Here is a 19535-nt window from a genome sequence, read left to right as displayed (position 1 = left end):
GGTAACAGGCGGAAAGAACAGAGGCCCGGATGGGGTATCCGGGCCTCTGTCTGGGAGGCGTTTATGGGGGCGCGACCCAGGTTACATCACGCGTTTAAAGGTCGAAGGGGTTACGCCAAACTGTTTCTGGAAGGCGGTAGAGAAATGGCTGGCGTTGGCATAGCCCAGATCGGCCGCCACCGTCATGACGGAGGTATTGCCGTTGGCCAGGCGTCTTCTGGCTTCCTGCATTCGTTCAGCCTGAAACAGGCCATAGACGCTGTTGTTGAACAGAACGCGGAAGCCTCGCTTAATTTTGAGAACGCTCAGACCGGACTCTCTGGCCAGCTCCGCGACGCCCGGCGCTTGCGTCAGATCAGCCAGCAGCAGATCCTTCGCCCGCAGCAGTTTCTGGCGTTCCATCGGGTTGAAGTGGCAGGAGAGGCAACTGGCGTCTTCGCGATGTTCATCCAGCACCAGACTGAGCATGACCAGACTTTGCCCCTGCAACCATAGCGTCGACGGCTTTTGTTCATGGCTGAAGCCGCCGTGCATGCGCATCAGCGCGTGACGCAAAGTCTGAGCCGTTAAGTGGGTTTCAGCATTACAACGCTGCTGCTGGCAACAGCATTGGGAGTCGATCTTATTCTTAATGACCGCGTTAATATCCGGCACCCACAGCGCGAGGGTTTCAGGGCTGAAGGAAAGGGTAATGCTCTCGAATCGGCCACAATAGGAGGCGCTGCCGCGGCAGTCTGGTGTATGGGTAATGTAATGGCGATTGCGCGCAAGCTCCCAGTCGGTGTGGCGCCTGAGTCCCTGAATTGCAAAGCGTGATGTGCCTTCCAGGATGCACGAGAAGTTAATCCTGCCCAGATCGTCGTGTAGCTGCAACGTCTCAGGCCGCGCAAAATGGCCCCTCCAGAGCAAAATATCCATACCTTCCTGCAACGAACAGCGCAGCAGTTCACACTGAGCAGGAATATTGCCATCGTTTGCAGGTTTCCCAACCACCAACTGGTGAATAGAGATTTCAGATTGCGTTTGCGGTGACTCCGTCATGACCTGGTTATCTCCCTGTGGCTTAGACCAATGCGGGCATATACCCGTCATATTTCAAGTTGCATGTGCGTTGGCTACGGGTTACTCGGCCCATCTCTGGGCCTCGCCCGCCCTTACGGGCCGCCGCAAGCGGCGTTCAAATCTGCTCCAGACAGATTTGTCACTCACCCCAGTCACTTACTTCTGTAAGCTCCTGGGGCTTCCCTCGCTTACCGCCTTCCTGCAACTCGAACTATTTAGGGTATAAATAGAACCGAATGGGGTAGAAGAGTTATTGATAATGCTTATTATTCACATTAATTCTCAGAACGCCACCCTGAATTGTCGTTTTTGGCGTCCGTAAAAATTCATCAGGAAATTCAGTCACTCCCATGTCATCTCAATCATCCAATACTGAATCGCTGTCCCGATTTCCTCTCTGGCAGGTGATTACACCGGTTCGCCGGAAGGTTATTTTAGCGATGGCGCTGGCGGGGCTGGCGGCATTAACCAGCCTGGGAGCGCTCCTTTTTCTGGCGTGGAGCCTGCGCGACCTTCGCGCGACGCCTGACGCTATTCCGGCCTGGCCGCTGGGCGGCGTGATCGGCTGCGTGGTCTTAACTTTTGTTCTGCGCTTGCAGGCGTTCAACACCTCTCATTACGCGGCTTTTCATCTGGAGAATATTCTGCGCAGCAGGTTAGCCCGTAAAGCATTGCAGCTTCCGCCTGGCGTGTTACAGCAAATGGGGAGTGGGTCAGTGGCGAAAGTGATGCTGGATGACGTGAAGTCACTGCATATCTTTGTGGCCGACAGCACGCCGCTCTATGCCCGCGCGATCATCATGCCACTGGCGACAATCGTTATCTTGTTCTGGCTGGACTGGCGGCTGGCAATCGCGACGCTGGGGGTACTGGCGTTTGGCTCGGTTGTTCTCGTGCTTGCCCGCCAGCGTTCGGAAGATATGGCTCAGCGTTATCATAAGGCGCGCGAGCAGGTCAGTGCGGCGGTTATTGAGTTCGTGCAGGCCATGCCCGTGGTGAGAACGTTTGATAGCGGCAGCACCAGTTTTTTGCGCTATCAACGCGCCCTTGAAGAGTGGGTCGATGTGCTCAAAACCTGGTATCGCAAAGCCGGTTTTTCAGCGCGTTTTTCCTTCTCGATTCTGAATCCTCTCCCGACCCTGGTTGTCCTGATCTGGTCGGGGTACGGCCTGTTGCACTATGGCAGTCTCGATTTTACTGCGTGGGTGGCCGTTTTACTGTTGGGCAGCGGGATGGCCGAAGCCGTGATGCCAATGATGATGCTCAATAACCTGGTCGCGCAAACGCGTTTAAGCATTCAGCGTATTTATCAGGTACTCGCGATGCCGGAGTTATCGCTGCCGCTGTCCGACCAGCAGCCGAAAGAGGCGAGCATTACCTTTGAGCAGGTGAGCTTTCATTATCCGCAAGCGCGTACTGGCGCCGCGTTGCAGGAGGTAAGCTTTCATGTGCCTGCCGGGCAAATTGTGGCGCTGGTCGGGCCAAGCGGCGCCGGAAAAAGCACCGTGGCGCGCTTGCTGCTGCGTTACGCCGATCCAGACAAAGGCCATATCCGTATTGGCGGCGTGGATCTGCGCGATATGCAGACGGACACCCTGATGAAGCAACTCTCGTTTGTGTTTCAGGACAACTTCCTTTTTGCCGACACGATAGCCAATAACATTCGTCTGGGCGCGCCGGATACGCCGCTGGAGGCGGTAATAGCGGCGGCCAGAGTGGCGCAGGCCCATGATTTTATTAGCGTGTTGCCAGAAGGTTACAACACGAGAGTCGGGGAACGCGGGGTATTTCTCTCCGGTGGCCAGCGGCAGCGTATCACTATTGCCCGGGCGATTTTGCAGGATCGCCCCATCCTGGTGCTCGATGAGGCGACGGCGTTTGCTGACCCGGAAAACGAAGCGGCGCTTATCAAGGCGCTCGCGGCGGCCATGCGCGGCCGGACGGTCATCATGGTCGCGCATCGTCTTTCAATGGTGACTCAGGCCGATGTGATATTGCTGTTTTCCGACGGACAGCTCAGGGAAATGGGGAACCATACGCAACTGTTGGCGCAGGGCGGCCTGTATCAACGGCTCTGGCAACACTATCAGCAGGCGCAGCATTGGGTGCCGGGTGGAACACAGGAAGAGGTGGTGGAAAATGAAAGACAATAATCCTGCGGATAACCTGGCCTGGCGCGTCATCTGGCGCCAGCTTATCTCCAGCGTTGGCAGTCAGGCCAGGATGCTGAGGCGCAGTATGCTGGCGCTGTTGCTGGCAGCATTCATGCAGGGGATTGCCTTTGCCTGTCTTTATCCGATCATTGATGCGCTGTTACGGGGAGACGCGCCGCAACTCCTTAACTGGGCTGTGGCCTTCAGCGTTGCCACTATTGTGACGCTGGCGCTACGCTGGTATGGCCTGGGCTTTGAATACCGTGGTCATCTGGCGCAGGCCACCCATGAGTTGCGCCTGCGACTTGGCGAGCAATTACGCCGCGTGCCGCTGGAGAAGCTCCAGCGCGGCAGGGCGGGCGAGATGAATGCCTTGCTGCTGGGCAGCGTGGATGAAAACCTCAATTATGTTATTGCGATAGCCAATATTTTGCTGCTCACCATTATCACGCCGCTGACGGCGTCGCTGGCGACATTGTGGATAGACTGGCGGCTGGGGCTGGTGATGTTGCTGATCTTCCCTCTGCTGGTGCCGTTTTATTACTGGCGCCGCCCGGCGATGCGGCGACAAATGCAGACGCTGGGGGAAGCGCACCAGCGACTGAGTGGCGATATCGTTGAATTTGCTCAGGGGATGATGGTATTGCGCACCTGCGGCAGCGATGCCGATAAAAGCCGGGCGCTGTTGGCGCATTTCAATGCGCTGGAAAACTTGCAGACCCGCACTCACCGTCAGGGCGCTGGCGCGACGATGCTGATCGCCAGCGTCGTGGAGTTGGGCCTACAGGTGGTGGTGTTATCCGGGATCGTCTGGGTGGTGACGGGCACTCTGAATCTCGCCTTTCTGATTGCCGCCGTTGCGATGATTATGCGCTTCGCAGAACCGATGGCGATGTTTATCAGCTACACCTCGGTTGTGGAACTGATCGCCAGCGCCCTGCAACGGATTGAGCAGTTTATGGCGATAGCACCGCTTCCCGTCGCAGCGCAAAACGAGATGCCGGAACGTTACGATATCCGCTTTGACAACGTCAGCTATCGCTACGAAGAAGGCGACGGTCACGCGCTTAATAATGTTTCTTTGACGTTCCCGGCAGCCAGTATGAGCGCGCTGGTGGGTGCCTCCGGCGCAGGCAAAACCACGGTCACTAAACTGTTAATGCGCTATGCCGATCCGCAGCAAGGGCAGATTTCTATTGGCGGCGTCGATATTCGCCGCCTGACGCCGGAACAGCTCAATAGCCTGATTTCTGTTGTTTTCCAGGATGTCTGGCTGTTTGATGACACGCTGCTGGCGAATATCCGTATCGCGCGCCCACAGGCGACGCGACAGGAGGTGGAAGAGGCCGCCCGCGCGGCGCAGTGCCTTGAGTTTATTTCCCGTCTTCCGCAAGGCTGGCTGACGCCATTGGGGGAGATGGGTGGCCAGCTATCGGGCGGCGAGCGCCAGCGGATTTCCATTGCCAGAGCGTTATTGAAAAACGCGCCGGTCGTCATTCTCGATGAACCGACCGCCGCGCTGGATATTGAAAGCGAGCTGGCAGTGCAAAAAGCGATCGATAACCTGGTTCACAACCGGACGGTGATTATCATCGCCCACCGTTTATCCACCATCGCCGGGGCCGGAAACATTCTGGTGATGGAGGAGGGACAGGTGGTTGAGCAGGGTACTCATGCGCAATTGCTCTCCCGTCATGGACGTTATCAGGCGCTGTGGCAGGCGCAAATGGCCGCGCGCGCGTGGCGCGACGAAGGGGTTTCCGCGTCTGGAGAGTGGGTGCATGAGTGATGTTCAGTCGAATGTTAAACCGCTGACGTTGACGACCGGGCGAGTGATTTTTGCTATTGCCGGCGTCTATGTGACGCAGAGCCTGGTATCGGCGCTGTCTATGCAGTCCTTACCCGCGTTGGTGCGCGTTGCTGGCGGTTCGCTGGCGCTTGCCGGTGCGACAACCCTGTTTATGCTGCCCTGGGCGCTGAAGTTTATTTGGGCGCCGTGGATCGAACGCTGGCGGCTTCCGCCCGGTAGCCCGGAACGCCGTTCCCGCATGTTAATCCTGCGTGGTCAGGTCGCGCTAGCGGCGATCCTGACGATTGCCGCAGCGATTGGCTGGTTCGGGCGAGAACGGGGATTTCCCGATACGCAAATCGTCGCGTTATTTGTTCTGTTTATGGTGGCAGGTACGGTCGCCTCCACCATCGATATCGCCAGCGACGGCTTTTGCGTCGATCAACTGACCCGTGCGGGTTACGGCTGGGGAAACAGCGTGCAGGTCGGCGGCAGCTATCTGGGAATGATGTGCGGCGGCGGGGTGTTCCTGATGCTGTCGGCAGCATCCGGCTGGCCTGTCGCCATGCTGATGATGGCGGTGCTGATTATGGCGCTGTCACTCCCGCTGTGGCGCATTACGGAGCCGACGCGAACAGAGACTATCCCGCATGTTCCGGCGTTAGGTTATGCGCTAAGGAGGAAACAGGCGCGCCTGGGCTTATTGCTGGTATTGATGCTGAATTCAGGCATGCGGTTTGTGCTGCCTCTTCTGGCGCCGCTGTTGTTGGATCATGGGTTAAGCATGTCCGCGTTGGGCGCGCTGTTTAGCGGCGGCAATATTGCAGCGGGCATAGCAGGAACGCTGGCCGGTGGATTGCTGATGAAATACACCTCACCCGGCAGAGCGCTGTTGACGGCTTATGGCGTCCAGGGGATCGCGCTGCTGGCGGTGGTGATGACGCTCATGATGGCGCCGGGTCATCTGTTGCTGCCGATTCTCCAGTGTCTGGTCATTGTCCAGTCCATTTCGCTGGCCTGCGCGCTGGTCTGTCTTTACGCCACGCTGATGTCGCTTTCATCGCCTTTGCAGGCCGGTGTCGACTTCACCCTCTTTCAATGTACTGACGCGGCAATCGCCATTCTGGCAGGCGTTATCGGTGGCGTTGTTGCTCAACATTTTGGCTATGCGGCCTGCTTCCTGTTTGCCGGGGCATTCACGTTGCTGGCGGCGTGGGTCGCTTATATCCGGCTGCATTCGGCAAGAGAACTGATGACAAGCGCAATTGATTGATCCGGGAATAACACAGAGAGGTAAGGGATGAAAATCAGTGAATTTTTACACCTGGCGTTACCAGAGGAACAATGGCTGCCGACGATTTCTGGCGTTTTACGCCAGTTCGCAGAAGAAGAGTGTTATGTCTATGAGCGCCAACCCTGTTGGTATTTAGGCAAAGGGTGCCAGGCACGGTTGCACATTAATGCCGACGGAACGCAGGCGACATTTATTGATGATGCCGGGGAGCAACAATGGGCGGTGGATTCCATTGCCGACTGCGCGCGTCGTTTTATGGCGCATCCTCAGGTGAAAGGACGTCGGGTATATGGACAGGTTGGGTTCAACTTTGCGGCGCATGCGCGGGGGATTGCCTTTAACGCCGGGGAGTGGCCGCTACTGACGTTAACCGTTCCCCGTGAAGAACTTATTTTTGAAAAGGGAAATGTCACCGTTTATGCGGACTCCGCCGACGGGTGCCGACGTCTGTGCGAGTGGGTGAAAGAGGCCGGTACAACGACGCAGAACGCACCACTGGCGGTGGATACCGCTCTCAATGGTGAGGCGTATAAACAACAGGTTGCACGCGCCGTTGCGGAGCTCCGCCGTGGCGAGTATGTCAAAGTGATTGTCTCGCGCGCTATTCCCCTGCCATCGAGGATTGATATGCCCGCCACGCTGTTATACGGGCGGCAGGCAAACACGCCTACGCGTTCGTTTATGTTCCGTCAGGAAGGACGCGAAGCGCTGGGCTTTAGCCCGGAACTGGTGATGTCAGTGACGGGCAATAAAGTGGTTACTGAACCGCTTGCGGGCACCCGCGATCGCATGGGAAACCCGGAGCATAATAAGGCGAAAGAGGCAGAACTGCTGCACGACAGTAAAGAGGTGCTTGAGCATATCCTTTCTGTCAAAGAAGCTATCGTCGAACTGGAGGCCGTTTGCCAGCCGGGCAGCGTGGTGGTTGAAGATTTAATGTCGGTTCGCCAGCGCGGCAGCGTTCAGCATCTGGGGTCTGGCGTGAGCGGTCAGCTTGCGGAAAACAAGGATACCTGGGATGCGTTTACCGTGCTGTTTCCGTCTATTACCGCCTCAGGCATCCCTAAAAATGCTGCTCTGAACGCGATTATGCAAATTGAGAAGACGCCGCGAGAGCTTTATTCCGGCGCAATCCTGCTGTTGGACGATACGCGCTTCGACGCGGCGCTAGTTCTGCGTTCCGTATTTCAGGACAGCCAGCGCTGCTGGATACAGGCGGGGGCGGGAATCATCGCGCAATCTACGCCGGAACGCGAACTGACGGAAACCCGGGAAAAATTAGCGAGCATTGCGCCCTATTTAATAGCGGCAGAGCAGGGGTAGTCAGGCGAGATTGTCCGCCCTGGGAGTCAGTGGCTGGTTATTTAATGTGAAGTGCAGCGTTATAACAAAAATCCACGCAATTGCGTGGATTTAATTGGTTTTTGCGAGCGTTATGAGATTCAGCGAAACCTCATGAGACAACAAATTAGACGTTGAATACGCAGATACTGCGCTAAAACATATCATTGCCCCTATCACTGAGCGTGTACGCCTACGTTTGGAAGTTCTATCGCAAGGAAATGCAGCATGACAATGAGTTGGCTAGAAACAGTTGCTAAGAACGTAGGAATATCAGTTACCGAAGCGGAAGAGCGTCTCCAAAAGCGGGGGATCTTTTCTGACAAAACAATTAGGCCTACCCCAAAATTAACAATTACCGGTATTCGATTTAAAGGCTATAAAGTTGGTAAAGTCACAGGGGCATTTAGTTTTAGCTGGCAGGATTTAAGTACTGGGGTATGGGCTGTTACAAGTTTTGGTGGCACAAATAAATCCAATCTTGTTGGCAAATCAAGTGTATTGGAAATCATTCTTTGGTGCTTGCGAGGTGAAGTCAAGGGACTTCAAGAGGATGTCCGTAGTTGGCTTTCTTGGGTGCAACTCACTTTCCAGCTTGATATGCGTCCACATACCATCGAATTCGCAGTCAATAATAAGCAACCGAATGGGGAACTGAAAACTACGAGGCCAAATGGAGATTGCGAAACCATTGCCCGATTTAGTAGTGATGAAGGTTTTGCCGCAGTCATGTCTAGTTTCATGATGAATGTTTTTGATCTCCAGCCTATATCTTCACGTAAAAATAATGATGTAGGTGGCAGTACTGTCATTCATGGATGGTCAGCATTATCCGGCGCGCTCTATTTTGGCGGGGAACATAAATCGTTGCTCGGTGATGTTTTGATGTCTGGGCTACCGGGACGTATGTTGCAATTGTACGTTGGAATGCCTTGGGCTAGTACCCTAATACAGTCTGTAACAGCAAAGAAAGAAATAGATCAGCAAGCCGCATACCTCGCTCGTGAGCATACTTCACTAATGACCCTAGAAGAGAAAGCATTAGTGCGAGTATCTACTCATCTCGAACAGGCTCGTAGTGATCTTGTTAAAATCACTGACAAACGTGTGAGTGTTTCTACGCTTGATGAACTCATGGATAAAGTACGAACGCTTACCAAGCAAGTTTTAGATAGTGAGCACATAGCTGCTAAAGCGTTAACCGAAATGACAGCACTTCGAAGCTCATCAGATGGGGTTAGGATCCTTGCCCTTTAAGACGAGGAGAATGCAAGTTTGTGATAATACGATGAATCCATATGTGATGAACCTTTGCTTGAAGCTGATAAAGCGGACATAATACTTACTAGGTGAGTCCCATCAAAATGAAGGGCATATTGCTCCCAAACTATTCCGCTTTCTTTGGGGAGGGGAGTATTAACATCGATATAAATTATTAGGATAAGTAAATGGCCGTTTTTTTTGATTTTGATAGAGATATAGTAATTCATGAATACCACCGGATAAGCAAATACTATATATCCAGTAGCACCTATCGACAAGTGAAAGGCACCGGGTTACCTGCAAATTCAACGGAAATCCCCCCACCAAAAGAAAAAGCTCCCAATGGCATGGTGTATATATTTAACGGTAATGCCTGGGATTTGGCACAGGACACATTCTCACGACCTAACATTAAGGAAGTTAACTATGCGTACACAGGCGAAAGACCATTAGAGATGGTAATCGAGAGGATAGATTTTCCATTTTCTTATTTTCCGCAATACAATGATGTTGTAGATTACATATCATCAGGTCTAAAAACTTTGCATCTATCATTCAATTATGTTCGCATACAGAAAAAATACCTGTATATCATTGGATTATTTGATTCAGCAATATCAGAGAATAACCCACTCACATTTCCAGAGAAAATTTTCGATTATAAGGTAGAATCTGAGTTTTTTGTTGCGATGATAAGGTCATTTTTTGATGAAATGGTCCAACTGACATACCTATTGATTAACGAAGTGAGTGACAATTTAATTGACAGCATTGGTTTGTTAATCCGTGATAAAAATAAAAACAAAGAGTGTTATGATATATTCTTTGGTGATGACGATGTCTATATCAAAGATGGTAGTGACTACTTGGTCACAATAAACGATCTTTCTAACTCAATAAAACACTCCTCACTGCATTACGAGTCGTATTCGTCTTATCCTCTTTCACCAAACATACTTTCTTTTTATAAAAAGAATAACGCATTCAAAAGTAATGATGTAGTTATACACAATCATAATGTTGTCGATATATTTTTAGGGTTCAAAGATAATTTTCATAGGATTATTAAAAATCAACAGACTTATGTATCGAGAAACACTTAGGAAACCCAGACCATCACTGGCTCTGTCTTGACCTGCCCCCATTGATTAAGACATTGTAATATCAGTAATGTCCGCTTCTGGCACGAAACGGAAGCGCCTGATGGACCGAGGGGGCCGCTGTGAGCGAGGAGCGGAAGTTCACAGTTGATCTCACACCCAAATAGTCGCATTACTAACATTGCTGCGTGTTAATCAATAGGGAGCAGGTCACTCTTATTTTCTTGATAAGCTTTGTATAGTATGAATAAACCTTACAAAATTATGAAGAAGCTCGTGATTTTCCTTTGATATACCATCTGGATCAAAGTGCATCACGTCGTTACGAATTATTCTGACCTTGTCGAGCTCTTTAGTAAAGATTTTCTTATCTATTTGAAGTTCGGTTTTTTTCCACAATTCTGGATTTTCAAAAAGTCGTATATATTCCCCAAAGGTTAAATCTGCGACCGACTCTATAACCCGTTCGCTGTCAGATGGATTAACGATGCTAACAAGCTCATCTTTCGTAAATTTTCCATCTATCAGCTTACGAATATGATTTTCGATTTCAGATAGTAAAAGAAAAGGTTCTGACAACTGTCTGAACTGAGAACTAAGATCGGTAGTAGTTATAATCCCACTAATTCTTTGATCAGAAGATCGCACTAATACGTAAGCATACTCAATAATTCTAGGTAGTGCAGAAAAAATAGAGTCACTGGCGTTTATTTCCCTGTGTGGCTTCATATAATCACGTACAACCGCAGATTCGGATTTGGTCAACGCTAGTATTGGAGCAATGCTTTCCCAACTAATAACACCTTTAACATCTCGCTCGCTGGTCATAACGGGTAGTTGAGAGTAGTCATGCCGCAACATCAATGTGATGGCTTCTGTTAATGTAGCGTCAGGTTTCACGGTCACTAGCTTAACATCCGATGCTTCGAGTCGACTAACACGGAAGGCTGGCTCGGAAACTGCACTGGAAATTAGTTCATCATGCGGCTGAAATACTGTTTCAGGTGTAGCCAATTCGGCGTTACTTGATTCGGTTGCTTCGTCTAAGCATTCACCTGCTTCATGGGGCGTTGCGTCATTCCCCGGAGGTGCATAGATAGTAATTTTTGCATCCAGCGGCACACTATCAAAATCAGGTTCGGTTTTAACTCCTAAGCATTTCTAATGCTTTGCGAATTTTGTACGCAACCATGTAGCCTCGACGCTCTGCGCCAAACCAGATTATGAATTCTCGCACTGATATTGGGTTTGAGGACATACCGTCTTTTAGTTCACGAAGGATTTCGTTAAGTCTTTCTCGATTTTCTACTGCCATAAAATTTTCTCCATGTAGGTTGTCGGCTACTGTTAGCTTTCAGTCTTGATTCAGGCTTCTCACGCTTTTTTTTAAATCTGGACAACGAGGCTGCATTGACTTTTTCAGCTCACCTCAGATTGCACCATCCCATACACATAGCTCAGACTCCTAATGTTCAGTATAAGGAGGCCAGAATACGAATTGCCCTTACCGCTAGTGCCAGCGCGTTGAGTTTAGTAGATGCCTTATTTATTTAGAATTTGATAAAAATACAAGACTCGGACAACAAGCTGCAATATTAATCGTTATTTTTCCACTCGAGGCTCACTGTCCGTTTCTGGCACGGAGCGGACAGGGCTGTAGGTTGCCACGTCCGTTCGAAACGAAGAACGGACATTAATGTCTGATTTAAGCCGACCCGTGAAGCGGATCAGGCTTGAATTAATCGTTAGTCATTATGTGAGATAGGCTTAATTCCATTTGCCCACTCATCTTCATTCATCTGGAGCTGATGTGAGTTTTTCTCAATGTGCAGCCCAAATTTCTTGAAGAACACAGCATCTATTTGCCTAAGCGCATACGTATTTGTTCGAATAAAAAAATCAGTATGTTCGTTGATATCGGCACTTCCACCAGTGGAGGCGGCCCAAATTTTTATGAAAGATTCTAATCTGAAATAGTTTTTCTTTTCTTTTTCGGATAGTGCATTAATCAGAAAATTAATTCTATCAATAGTTGTTCTGCCGTACTCTGTAAGCTCTTTCATTTTATCACTCTTGGTAATTATTCATATGGCTAACATTTAATCAATGGAAAGCACCCTACTCAAAAAGACTTTCCATTTTCGGAAGTTCAATATATATAATATTATGTTTTTTGCATAAGTAGCAATAAGTTATAGGTACAGATTAAGCTCTCTTAAGCGATAAATACGAATTAACTTTTCTACAAAAAATGGAAATATTCAGGTAACAACTGGATGTAATTACAAGGCTAATAGTTTGGCGAGAAGTTAGGAATATCCGCTTCTGGCACAGGGCTGCTGTTGCAGCCCTGACAACCTTAGACTTCAATCGATTCAGAGATCTCTAACGCATCATCGACTTCAATGCCCAGATAACGGACTGTGCTTTCCAGTTTCTTATGGCCCAACAAAAGATGGATCACCCGGAGATTCTTGGTTTTCTTGTAGATTAGGTAAGGTTTTGTTCTTCTCATGGAATGTGTGCTGTAAAGCGATGCTTCGAGACCAAGATTTTCTACCCATCCATGAAAAATTCGGCTGTATTGCCGGGTTGAAATGTGCTGGTTAGTTCCGACCCGAGACCAAAACAAGAAGTCTTTACTGTGCAAATTGCTAAATTTTATCAATGCAGCAACAGCTTCTCTTGTCCCTTTAGTTATCTCAAATTGCACAGGGCTACCGGTTTTCTGTTGCAACACCGTTGCTCTGCTTGAAACAGAGCATACCATATGCAACATCAGATACTTTGAGTTTGACCAGATCACAGCCTCGAAGCTTACTGTCCAGGGCCATATTGAACAGAGCTAAATCACGTGTTTTACCTTCCAGTTCAAGCCGGATTCGGATCCCCCAGATATGAGATATCTGAAGTGGTCTTTTTTGGCCGATGATACGGTCTTTGTTCCACGGTGACATATTCATACTCAAATCTCCTGCAATATTGGAGATTTGAGTATGGTTGTCCCTTACGAGCGAGGAACGGACATTACTAACAGCATTCTGTGTGAATCACCAGGCAACAGGTCAGCGCCACTACCCTATATAATCGCTAACGATGATAAGTATAATTATATAAGTCTTTGCCCTTATCTTTTGGATAAAAGTGTTGAAGTTTCACGAAAATAATGATAAATAAAAAAGTAGTAATGATAATGGATTTAATTATGGAATGGAGATTTTTAGGTTCTCTATCAGAGGCTAGGAAATCTGGCTGTAGCGGAGTTTATCTTATTGTCCATAAAGGACTTTTCAGCCGTGTGGTTTACGTTGGGGTAAGTTGTAATGTAGGTAGAAGGATAACCGAACATTACGACGGTTATCTGAGAGGAAATCGAACAATTTACGACGCGGGTCACGACGACGACGTTTATCGCTTCATGTCAGCTTATAAAATTCATAACCACACAAAATACTATCAAGCCTTGGCGAAGGATTATAAGATATGGGCATCTACCACATTGTATTCTGATTTGCCGAAAAACATGCTAGCAAAAAGCCAAACCTTTGATACTGATTGGCAGAACATTGCATTAGAAAAATATATTCCTCAACTGGTAGTATGGGCCCTTCCAATGGCAAAGTACTGTTATTCAAATGCAAGTAGGATTGAAAGTGTAATCCAATCAAAGCTCATTAAATCTTTTGATTTGAGAGGTTTTTTTAATATAAAGAAATTAAGCATATTGGGTAAAATTGAATATCCCCATATGGAAAAGGTCAAAGTTTTCATTATTGGCACACCTGATTTAGACCCGGCATCCCAGCTTATTTTTAGCAATCTATATAACAAAAAAACTGATGGCAACTTCTGTAAAGAGTTCCGTTCACAATTTAAAAGCGAGATTTTTCAGAGGGAAAGTGAAACTCAGAGAAAGCGAACTATCAGGGAACATAAGGTATCTCTTTATGAAAATTATGGCAAGCCTTGGACTTTAAAGGAAATGGAAAAACTTAGAGTCATGCTTGTCGATTTTGATTTGTCCCCGACACAAATATCTGAGTATCTAGGAAGAGAGCCGCGCTCTATATCTAAAAAAATAAGCGAAAATGATAAAGTTACTAATTATAAATGGCGAGAGAGCGTCGGCTGGTTGTGACGTTACGTTTTGATTGAAATAACCTCCATTTTGCAAAGTCCGCTCTTGGCACAAAGTGGACCCTGAAGAATGAGTTCTATCCTCGTGGTTCACTAAGTGCAGTAAGTTCTACTCGAATTCAGCTACCCATTTGTCCAACATATCTGCCCATTCCTGCATCATAACCTTTCGCTCATCAAGATAAGTTGCATGGTTGTATGTGCGACGAACATTGTTGGTATCAGCGTGTGCAAGTTGGGCCTCAATAGCATCAGGTCGATAGCCCATTTCGTTTAAACGCGTACTTCCTGTAGTTCGGGTAGCATGGGGACTATAAATGCCACTCCATCCGAGGCTTTTAAGTAGCTGGCGCAGCGAGTGCGATGTCATTGGCCCTAGCGGATTATCTCTGCCCGGGAAAAGGTGCTGCCGATGCCCGGTTAACCCCTGTAGTGTTCTGAGCATTTTGACAGCTGAAGGGTAGGGGAATAACGTGTTCTCTGCGGGCTTTCATTCGCGCTGCCGGAATGGTCCATAGGGCGTTATTAAGATCGAATTCTGTCCATTCTGCTTCGGTGGCTTCTGCAGGACGCGCCAATGTCCACCACATAAGCCACATGCAATAGTTAACCTGATACGAGCCACGACTATTGTCAAAACAGCTTAGTAACTTTCCGATTTGCTGAGGATTTAGTGCCTGTTTGTGCTGTGTCTTATTAGCCGGAAGGGCCTTGCGGATCTTATCTAACTGGCGAGCCTGTGTCGGGCTAACTCCATCCGCGACTTGTTTACGCGCTTGCTCACATTTTTCGCGAGCTTCGGCAAGTTTGACCGTTGGGTACTCACCCAACGCGAACATGCTGGATTTGCCGCTGAGTTTAAACCGATAGCGCCATGCCTTTTTGCCGTTGGGTTTCACTTCGAGGTAGAGACCATTGAAGTCATTGAGTCGATAGAGTTTTTCTTTCGGCTTAGCAGTGCGGCATTGCATATCAGTGAGCATAGCGAGTCCTTGTCTATTTCTTATACCGCTATTGTACTCACTTAAAATGAAGATGGAAGAATGTTGTACTCATCAATGTACTCATTTTTGACAACGTTTTTACGAGATGAGTTGAGACGTTATGAAATGAAAAATCCACGCAATTGCGTGGATTTAATTGGTTTTTGCGAGCGTTATGAGATTCAGTGAAACCTCACGAGACAACAAATTTTATTTAGACGTTGAACAGGAAGTTCATCACATCGCCATCTTTAACGATGTAATCTTTCCCCTCTGCTCGCATCTTACCGGCTTCTTTCGCGCCTTGTTCACCTTTATAGGTAATGAAGTCGTCAAAGGCGATAGTTTGGGCGCGGATAAAGCCTTTTTCGAAGTCAGTATGGATTTTACCCGCTGCCTGCGGCGCGGTTGCGCCAACCGGAATGGTCCATGCGCGAACTTCTTTCACGCCGGCGGTGAAGTAGGTCTGGAGGTTCAGCAGACGATAACCTGCGCGAATAACGCGGTTCAGTCCTGGCTCTTCCAGTCCCAGTTCTGCCATGAACTCATCGCGCTCTTCATCATCCAGCTCAGCAATATCGGCCTCGACGGCGGCACACACCGGAACCACGACCGAACCTTCTTTCGCGGCGATTTCGCGAACCTGGTCCAGATACGGGTTATTTTCAAAACCGTCTTCATTGACGTTAGCGATATACATCGTCGGCTTCAGTGTCAGGAAGCTTAAATAGCGGATAGCCGCTTTATCTTCGTCCGTCAGGTCCAGCGAACGCAGCATCCCCGCTTCGGCCAGGTGCGGCAGGCATTTCTCCAGCGCAGCCAGTTCCGCTTTGGCGTCTTTATCGCCGCCTTTTGCTTTCTTTTGCACGCGATGGATAGCGCGCTCGCAGGTATCGAGGTCAGCCAGCGCCAGTTCGGTATTGATAACATCAATATCTTCTGCCGGGTTTACTTTACCCGCCACGTGGATGATATTGTCGTTCTCAAAGCAGCGAACAACGTGACCGATAGCTTCGGTTTCACGGATATTGGTCAGGAACTGGTTACCCAACCCTTCGCCTTTGGACGCGCCTTTCACCAGACCGGCGATATCCACGAACTCCATCGTGGTTGGTAGAATACGCTGCGGTTTAACAATCTCAGCCAACTGGTCCAGACGCGGATCGGGCATCGGTACGACACCGGTATTCGGTTCGATGGTGCAGAACGGAAAGTTTGCCGCTTCAATACCGGCTTTTGTCAGCGCGTTGAACAGGGTGGATTTCCCAACGTTGGGCAGACCGACGATACCGCATTTGAATCCCATGATTTAACTCACCTTAATATCTTAATAATCAACCTGTTATAGAAAACAGATTGCAGAAATGGAAATAACTTCGCCTATTATACACGGCGTGCGGCAAAAATGCCGCACATCACTGGTTATTGCGCCTTAAAGGTATGCAAACGGCTTGTTGCTTTGGCCAGACCTTCTTTGAACCACATTTCCGTACAGCGTGCCGCTTCGTCAATAGCCTCATCAATTAATTTTTGTTCAGAAACAGGGGGCTTACCCAGTACGAAACCAACAACTTTATTTTTATCGCCTGGATGACCGATTCCAACGCGTAATCGATGAAAGTTGGGATTATTGCCCAGCTTGCTGATGATGTCTTTCAGACCATTATGGCCGCCGTGGCCGCCGCCAAGTTTAAATTTCGCGACGCCCGGTGGGAGATCCAGCTCATCGTGAGCGACCAGGATTTCGTCCGGCTGAATACGGTAAAAACTGGCCATTGCGCCAACTGCTTTACCACTGAGGTTCATGAACGTGGTGGGTACCAGCAGGCGAACATCTTCCCCTTCCAGCATGATGCGTGAGGTATAGCCAAAGAATTTAGGCTCTTCACGCAACGGCGCACGCAGACGCTCCGCCAGTAAATCGACGTACCATGCGCCTGCATTGTGTCGCGTCGCGGCATATTCCGCACCGGGATTCGCCAGACCAACAATCAATTTAATTGCCACGTTTTTTTGTCCTGAGTAGATCCATAACTGGCGCGTAGTTTACTGTCTGTCTGCCCGCTTGACAAAATACAGCGACACTCTGAAGTAAATTAAATAATTGCCAGTGAAAATTATTAAAAAAGTAAACTGTTCAGTGTGTTATTTGTAAAGTTTTGTTAAATGAAACTTTACATTTGTGATCGCACCCGCACTTACAAACGGCAGTGTTGTCTATACTTTACACATAAAGTTTAGGGGGATTTCCTTAAAACAACCCAAAAGTTCCGGAGGTGACATATGAAACGCAAAAACGCTTCGTTATTCGGTAACGTGCTGATGGGGTTGGGGCTGGCAGTGATGGTTGTCGGCGTTGGTTACTCTATTTTAAACCAATTGCCGCAGTTTAATTTGCCGCAATTTTTTGCACATGGCGCTGTACTCAGCATTTTTGTCGGTGCGGTTCTTTGGCTGGCGGGGGCTCGCGTAGGGGGGCATGAGCAGGTGAGCGACAAATACTGGTGGGTACGTCACTATGACAAACGTTGCCGCCGTAACGACAATCGTCGTCATAGCTAACCGGTTCAGGCCCGGTAAGCGTTATCGCCACCGGGCATTGCCCATTAACTGCTCAAGTCTGCTAACGCCGCTGTCCTGTTCGGGAAGAAGGTCAGACGGCCTGGAATGGGTTTGATACCGGCGCGCGCCATTGTGCGCAGTGGTTGGAACTCCAGGTTACTGATACGCAATTCGCAACCCTCCGGCAGACGTTTCACAAAACGCTGAAAAGCATCCAGCCCGCCTGCATCCAGCACTGGCACTGCATCCCATTTCAAAACCACGATACGTTTACCGTTAATACGCGACTCAAGCTCGGTAAACAGCCCTTCCGCCGCGGCGAAAAAGAGCGGACCGATAACGCGCAGCACCAGCACATCATCAGGCACATCGACATTGACCGGCGCAAGTCGTGTCATACGCGCAATACGGCGCATAAATAGCAGGGAGGCAAGAACAATCCCCACGCTGATGGCGATGACCATATCAAACAGTACCGTTAATGACATGCACAGCAGCATAACGATGATGTCATCTTTCGGCGCATGGCGTAACAGATCCACCACTTTATGGGCTTCACTCATATTCCATGCCACCATCAGCAGTAGCGCCGCCATCGCGGAAAGCGGCAGCCAGGAGAGTAGCGGAGCCAAGACCAGTAGCGCCAGAATGACCAGGATGGCGTGAATCACCGCCGAGACGGGAGAGGTTGCGCCAGCGCGGACGTTGGCGGCAGAGCGGGCAATCGCGGCGGTGGCGGTGATGCCGCCAAAGAACGGCGCGACCATATTCCCCAGCCCCTGGCCGATAAGTTCGCTGTTCGCTTTATGTTTGGTGCCGGTCATGCCGTCCAGCACGACGGCGCAGAGCAATGATTCGATTGCCCCCAGCATTGCCATCGAGAAGGCCGCCGGCAACAGCGCGCGCAGTGAATCCCAGCTTAGCGTGAAATCGGAGCCAGGAAGATTCCACGGCAGCACCAGTTGCGGCAGGAGCTGCGGGATGCCGTTGCCCCGGGTGCCGTCAGCCAGAACGTAGTGGAACTGTGAACCGATAGTCGCCACATTGCCGCCCAGCAGATTAACGATCCCCATCACGGCGCAACCGGCCAGCAGCGCGGGAAGATGTCCCGGCAGACGAATGCCGAGACGCGGCCAGAAAATCAACGTTCCCAGCGTCACCACGCCAATGGCGGCATCGCCAATATTGACGGTGGGCAACGCCATAAACAGCGCGCCGACTTTCTGCAAATAGTGCTCAGGCACATGTGCCATCTGCAGACCAAGAAAATCTTTAATCTGCATGGTACCGATGGTAATACCAATCCCTGAGGTAAAACCCAACGTGACCGACACCGGGATATATTCAATCAATCGCCCCAGTCTCGCCAGGCCGAAAAGGATCAGGAAGAAGCCCGACATCAGCGTGGCGACCAGTAGACCCGCCAGACCAAACTGTTGCGACACCGGATACAAAATCACCACAAACGCGGCGGTAGGGCCGGAAACGCTAAAGCGCGAGCCGCCGGTTAGCGCGATCACGATCCCGGCGACAGCGGAGGTATAGAGGCCATATTGCGGCGCAACGCCACTGCCAATTGCCAGCGCCATCGCCAGCGGGATAGCAATAATCCCGACGGTGATCCCGGCTATCACATCGCGGGTGAACCGGGAGGCGGTATATTTTTCTTTCCAGCAAGCATCGATGAGAGCGCGGAAAGGCATCACATGTGAGGAAAATAATTTGTTCACAATAATGTTTCATCCATGAGCGCATCATCTGTCAACTAAATGGCAGGTGAAGGAGGCATAAGTCATACAAAAGGGTATTACAGACAAAAAAACCCGCCGCAGCGGGTTTTAGATCCGGGTT

General features: G+C 49.7%; 14 protein-coding genes and 2 pseudogenes. 8 read left to right on the top strand and 8 right to left on the bottom strand.

Annotated features, from left to right (window positions below):
• Positions 1–81: 81 nt before the first annotated feature.
• Positions 82–1041, bottom strand: a complete 960-nt coding sequence (ybtA, locus tag F4V72_RS16945) for a yersiniabactin transcriptional regulator YbtA (RefSeq protein ID WP_023247663.1) — start codon at positions 1039–1041, stop codon at positions 82–84.
• Positions 1042–1502: 461 nt separating this feature from the next.
• Between ybtA and ybtP the strand changes: the two genes are divergently transcribed.
• From ybtP to F4V72_RS16915, 6 genes are all read left to right on the top strand, one after another.
• Entirely contained in the window at positions 1503–3215 is a 1713-nt protein-coding gene (gene ybtP / locus F4V72_RS16940) for a yersiniabactin ABC transporter ATP-binding/permease protein YbtP (protein WP_070789048.1), read from the top strand.
• Complete coding sequence (ybtQ, locus tag F4V72_RS16935) at positions 3202–5004, top strand: yersiniabactin ABC transporter ATP-binding/permease protein YbtQ (RefSeq protein WP_053507907.1); 1803 nt, start codon at positions 3202–3204, stop codon at positions 5002–5004. Before ybtP ends, ybtQ begins: the two co-directional genes overlap by 14 nt.
• The gene (gene ybtX, locus F4V72_RS16930; protein ID WP_079813865.1) at positions 4997–6277 is read left to right on the top strand and encodes a yersiniabactin-associated zinc MFS transporter YbtX; all 1281 of its coding nucleotides are present in this window, start codon (positions 4997–4999) and stop codon (positions 6275–6277) included. The genes ybtQ and ybtX overlap by 8 nt, the downstream gene beginning before the upstream one ends.
• Positions 6278–6304: 27 nt before the next feature.
• Positions 6305–7621 (top strand): yersiniabactin biosynthesis salicylate synthase Irp9/YbtS, encoded by a 1317-nt coding sequence (ybtS, locus tag F4V72_RS16925; protein ID WP_150342480.1) that lies wholly within the window; start codon positions 6305–6307, stop codon positions 7619–7621.
• Between the two features lie 246 nt (positions 7622–7867).
• Complete coding sequence (locus tag F4V72_RS16920) at positions 7868–8896, top strand: hypothetical protein (RefSeq protein WP_063390502.1); 1029 nt, start codon at positions 7868–7870, stop codon at positions 8894–8896.
• Between the two features lie 191 nt (positions 8897–9087).
• Entirely contained in the window at positions 9088–10005 is a 918-nt protein-coding gene (locus F4V72_RS16915; protein WP_136058305.1) for a hypothetical protein, read from the top strand.
• Between the two features lie 213 nt (positions 10006–10218).
• Here F4V72_RS16915 and F4V72_RS16905 read toward each other — a convergent pair whose 3' ends face one another.
• The 3 genes and pseudogenes from F4V72_RS16905 to F4V72_RS16895 form a co-directional block, all read right to left on the bottom strand.
• Positions 10219–11124, bottom strand: a complete 906-nt coding sequence (locus F4V72_RS16905; protein WP_232081685.1) for a CBS domain-containing protein — start codon at positions 11122–11124, stop codon at positions 10219–10221.
• 623 nt (positions 11125–11747) lie between these two features.
• Entirely contained in the window at positions 11748–12065 is a 318-nt protein-coding gene (locus tag F4V72_RS16900) for a hypothetical protein (protein WP_085347635.1), read from the bottom strand.
• A 296-nt stretch (positions 12066–12361) separates the two neighbouring features.
• Positions 12362–12965, bottom strand: a pseudogene (locus tag F4V72_RS16895) (tyrosine-type recombinase/integrase).
• A 230-nt stretch (positions 12966–13195) separates the two neighbouring features.
• On the opposite strand from F4V72_RS16895, the gene F4V72_RS16890 reads away from it, so the two are divergent.
• Complete coding sequence (locus F4V72_RS16890; RefSeq protein WP_136058303.1) at positions 13196–14140, top strand: GIY-YIG nuclease family protein; 945 nt, start codon at positions 13196–13198, stop codon at positions 14138–14140.
• 108 nt (positions 14141–14248) lie between these two features.
• Here the strand turns inward: F4V72_RS16890 and F4V72_RS16885 are convergent.
• From F4V72_RS16885 to pth, 3 genes and pseudogenes are all read right to left on the bottom strand, one after another.
• Positions 14249–15122 (bottom strand): annotated as a pseudogene (locus F4V72_RS16885) (tyrosine-type recombinase/integrase).
• Between the two features lie 214 nt (positions 15123–15336).
• Positions 15337–16428: a redox-regulated ATPase YchF gene (gene ychF / locus F4V72_RS16880; RefSeq protein ID WP_000505853.1), complete on the bottom strand. Its 1092-nt coding sequence runs from the start codon at positions 16426–16428 to the stop codon at positions 15337–15339.
• 116 nt (positions 16429–16544) lie between these two features.
• The gene (pth, locus tag F4V72_RS16875) at positions 16545–17129 is read right to left on the bottom strand and encodes an aminoacyl-tRNA hydrolase (RefSeq protein WP_023247658.1); all 585 of its coding nucleotides are present in this window, start codon (positions 17127–17129) and stop codon (positions 16545–16547) included.
• A 276-nt stretch (positions 17130–17405) separates the two neighbouring features.
• On the opposite strand from pth, the gene ychH reads away from it, so the two are divergent.
• Positions 17406–17684 (top strand): stress-induced protein YchH, encoded by a 279-nt coding sequence (gene ychH, locus F4V72_RS16870; protein ID WP_023247657.1) that lies wholly within the window; start codon positions 17406–17408, stop codon positions 17682–17684.
• Positions 17685–17728: 44 nt separating this feature from the next.
• On the opposite strand, the gene dauA is transcribed toward ychH, so the two are convergent.
• The gene (dauA, locus tag F4V72_RS16865; RefSeq protein WP_023247656.1) at positions 17729–19414 is read right to left on the bottom strand and encodes a C4-dicarboxylic acid transporter DauA; all 1686 of its coding nucleotides are present in this window, start codon (positions 19412–19414) and stop codon (positions 17729–17731) included.
• Positions 19415–19535 lie beyond the last annotated feature (121 nt).

It is taken from the genome of Salmonella enterica subsp. diarizonae (genome assembly GCF_008692785.1).
Classification (GTDB): domain Bacteria; phylum Pseudomonadota; class Gammaproteobacteria; order Enterobacterales; family Enterobacteriaceae; genus Salmonella; species Salmonella diarizonae.
Note: the sequence above shows the minus strand (reverse complement) of the source record. Positions and strands in the feature narration are given on the sequence as shown.

Coding starts and splice junctions, on each gene's coding strand:
- ybtA (WP_023247663.1), bottom strand. CDS start 1,041: ATGACGGAGTCACCGCAAACGCAATCTGAAATCTCTATTCACCAGTTG.
- ybtP (WP_070789048.1), top strand. CDS start 1,503: ATGGCGCTGGCGGGGCTGGCGGCATTAACCAGCCTGGGAGCGCTCCTT.
- ybtQ (WP_053507907.1), top strand. CDS start 3,202: ATGAAAGACAATAATCCTGCGGATAACCTGGCCTGGCGCGTCATCTGG.
- ybtX (WP_079813865.1), top strand. CDS start 4,997: ATGAGTGATGTTCAGTCGAATGTTAAACCGCTGACGTTGACGACCGGG.
- ybtS (WP_150342480.1), top strand. CDS start 6,305: ATGAAAATCAGTGAATTTTTACACCTGGCGTTACCAGAGGAACAATGG.
- F4V72_RS16920 (WP_063390502.1), top strand. CDS start 7,868: ATGACAATGAGTTGGCTAGAAACAGTTGCTAAGAACGTAGGAATATCA.
- F4V72_RS16915 (WP_136058305.1), top strand. CDS start 9,088: ATGGCCGTTTTTTTTGATTTTGATAGAGATATAGTAATTCATGAATAC.
- F4V72_RS16900 (WP_085347635.1), bottom strand. CDS start 12,065: ATGAAAGAGCTTACAGAGTACGGCAGAACAACTATTGATAGAATTAAT.
- F4V72_RS16890 (WP_136058303.1), top strand. CDS start 13,196: ATGGATTTAATTATGGAATGGAGATTTTTAGGTTCTCTATCAGAGGCT.
- ychF (WP_000505853.1), bottom strand. CDS start 16,428: ATGGGATTCAAATGCGGTATCGTCGGTCTGCCCAACGTTGGGAAATCC.
- ychH (WP_023247657.1), top strand. CDS start 17,406: ATGAAACGCAAAAACGCTTCGTTATTCGGTAACGTGCTGATGGGGTTG.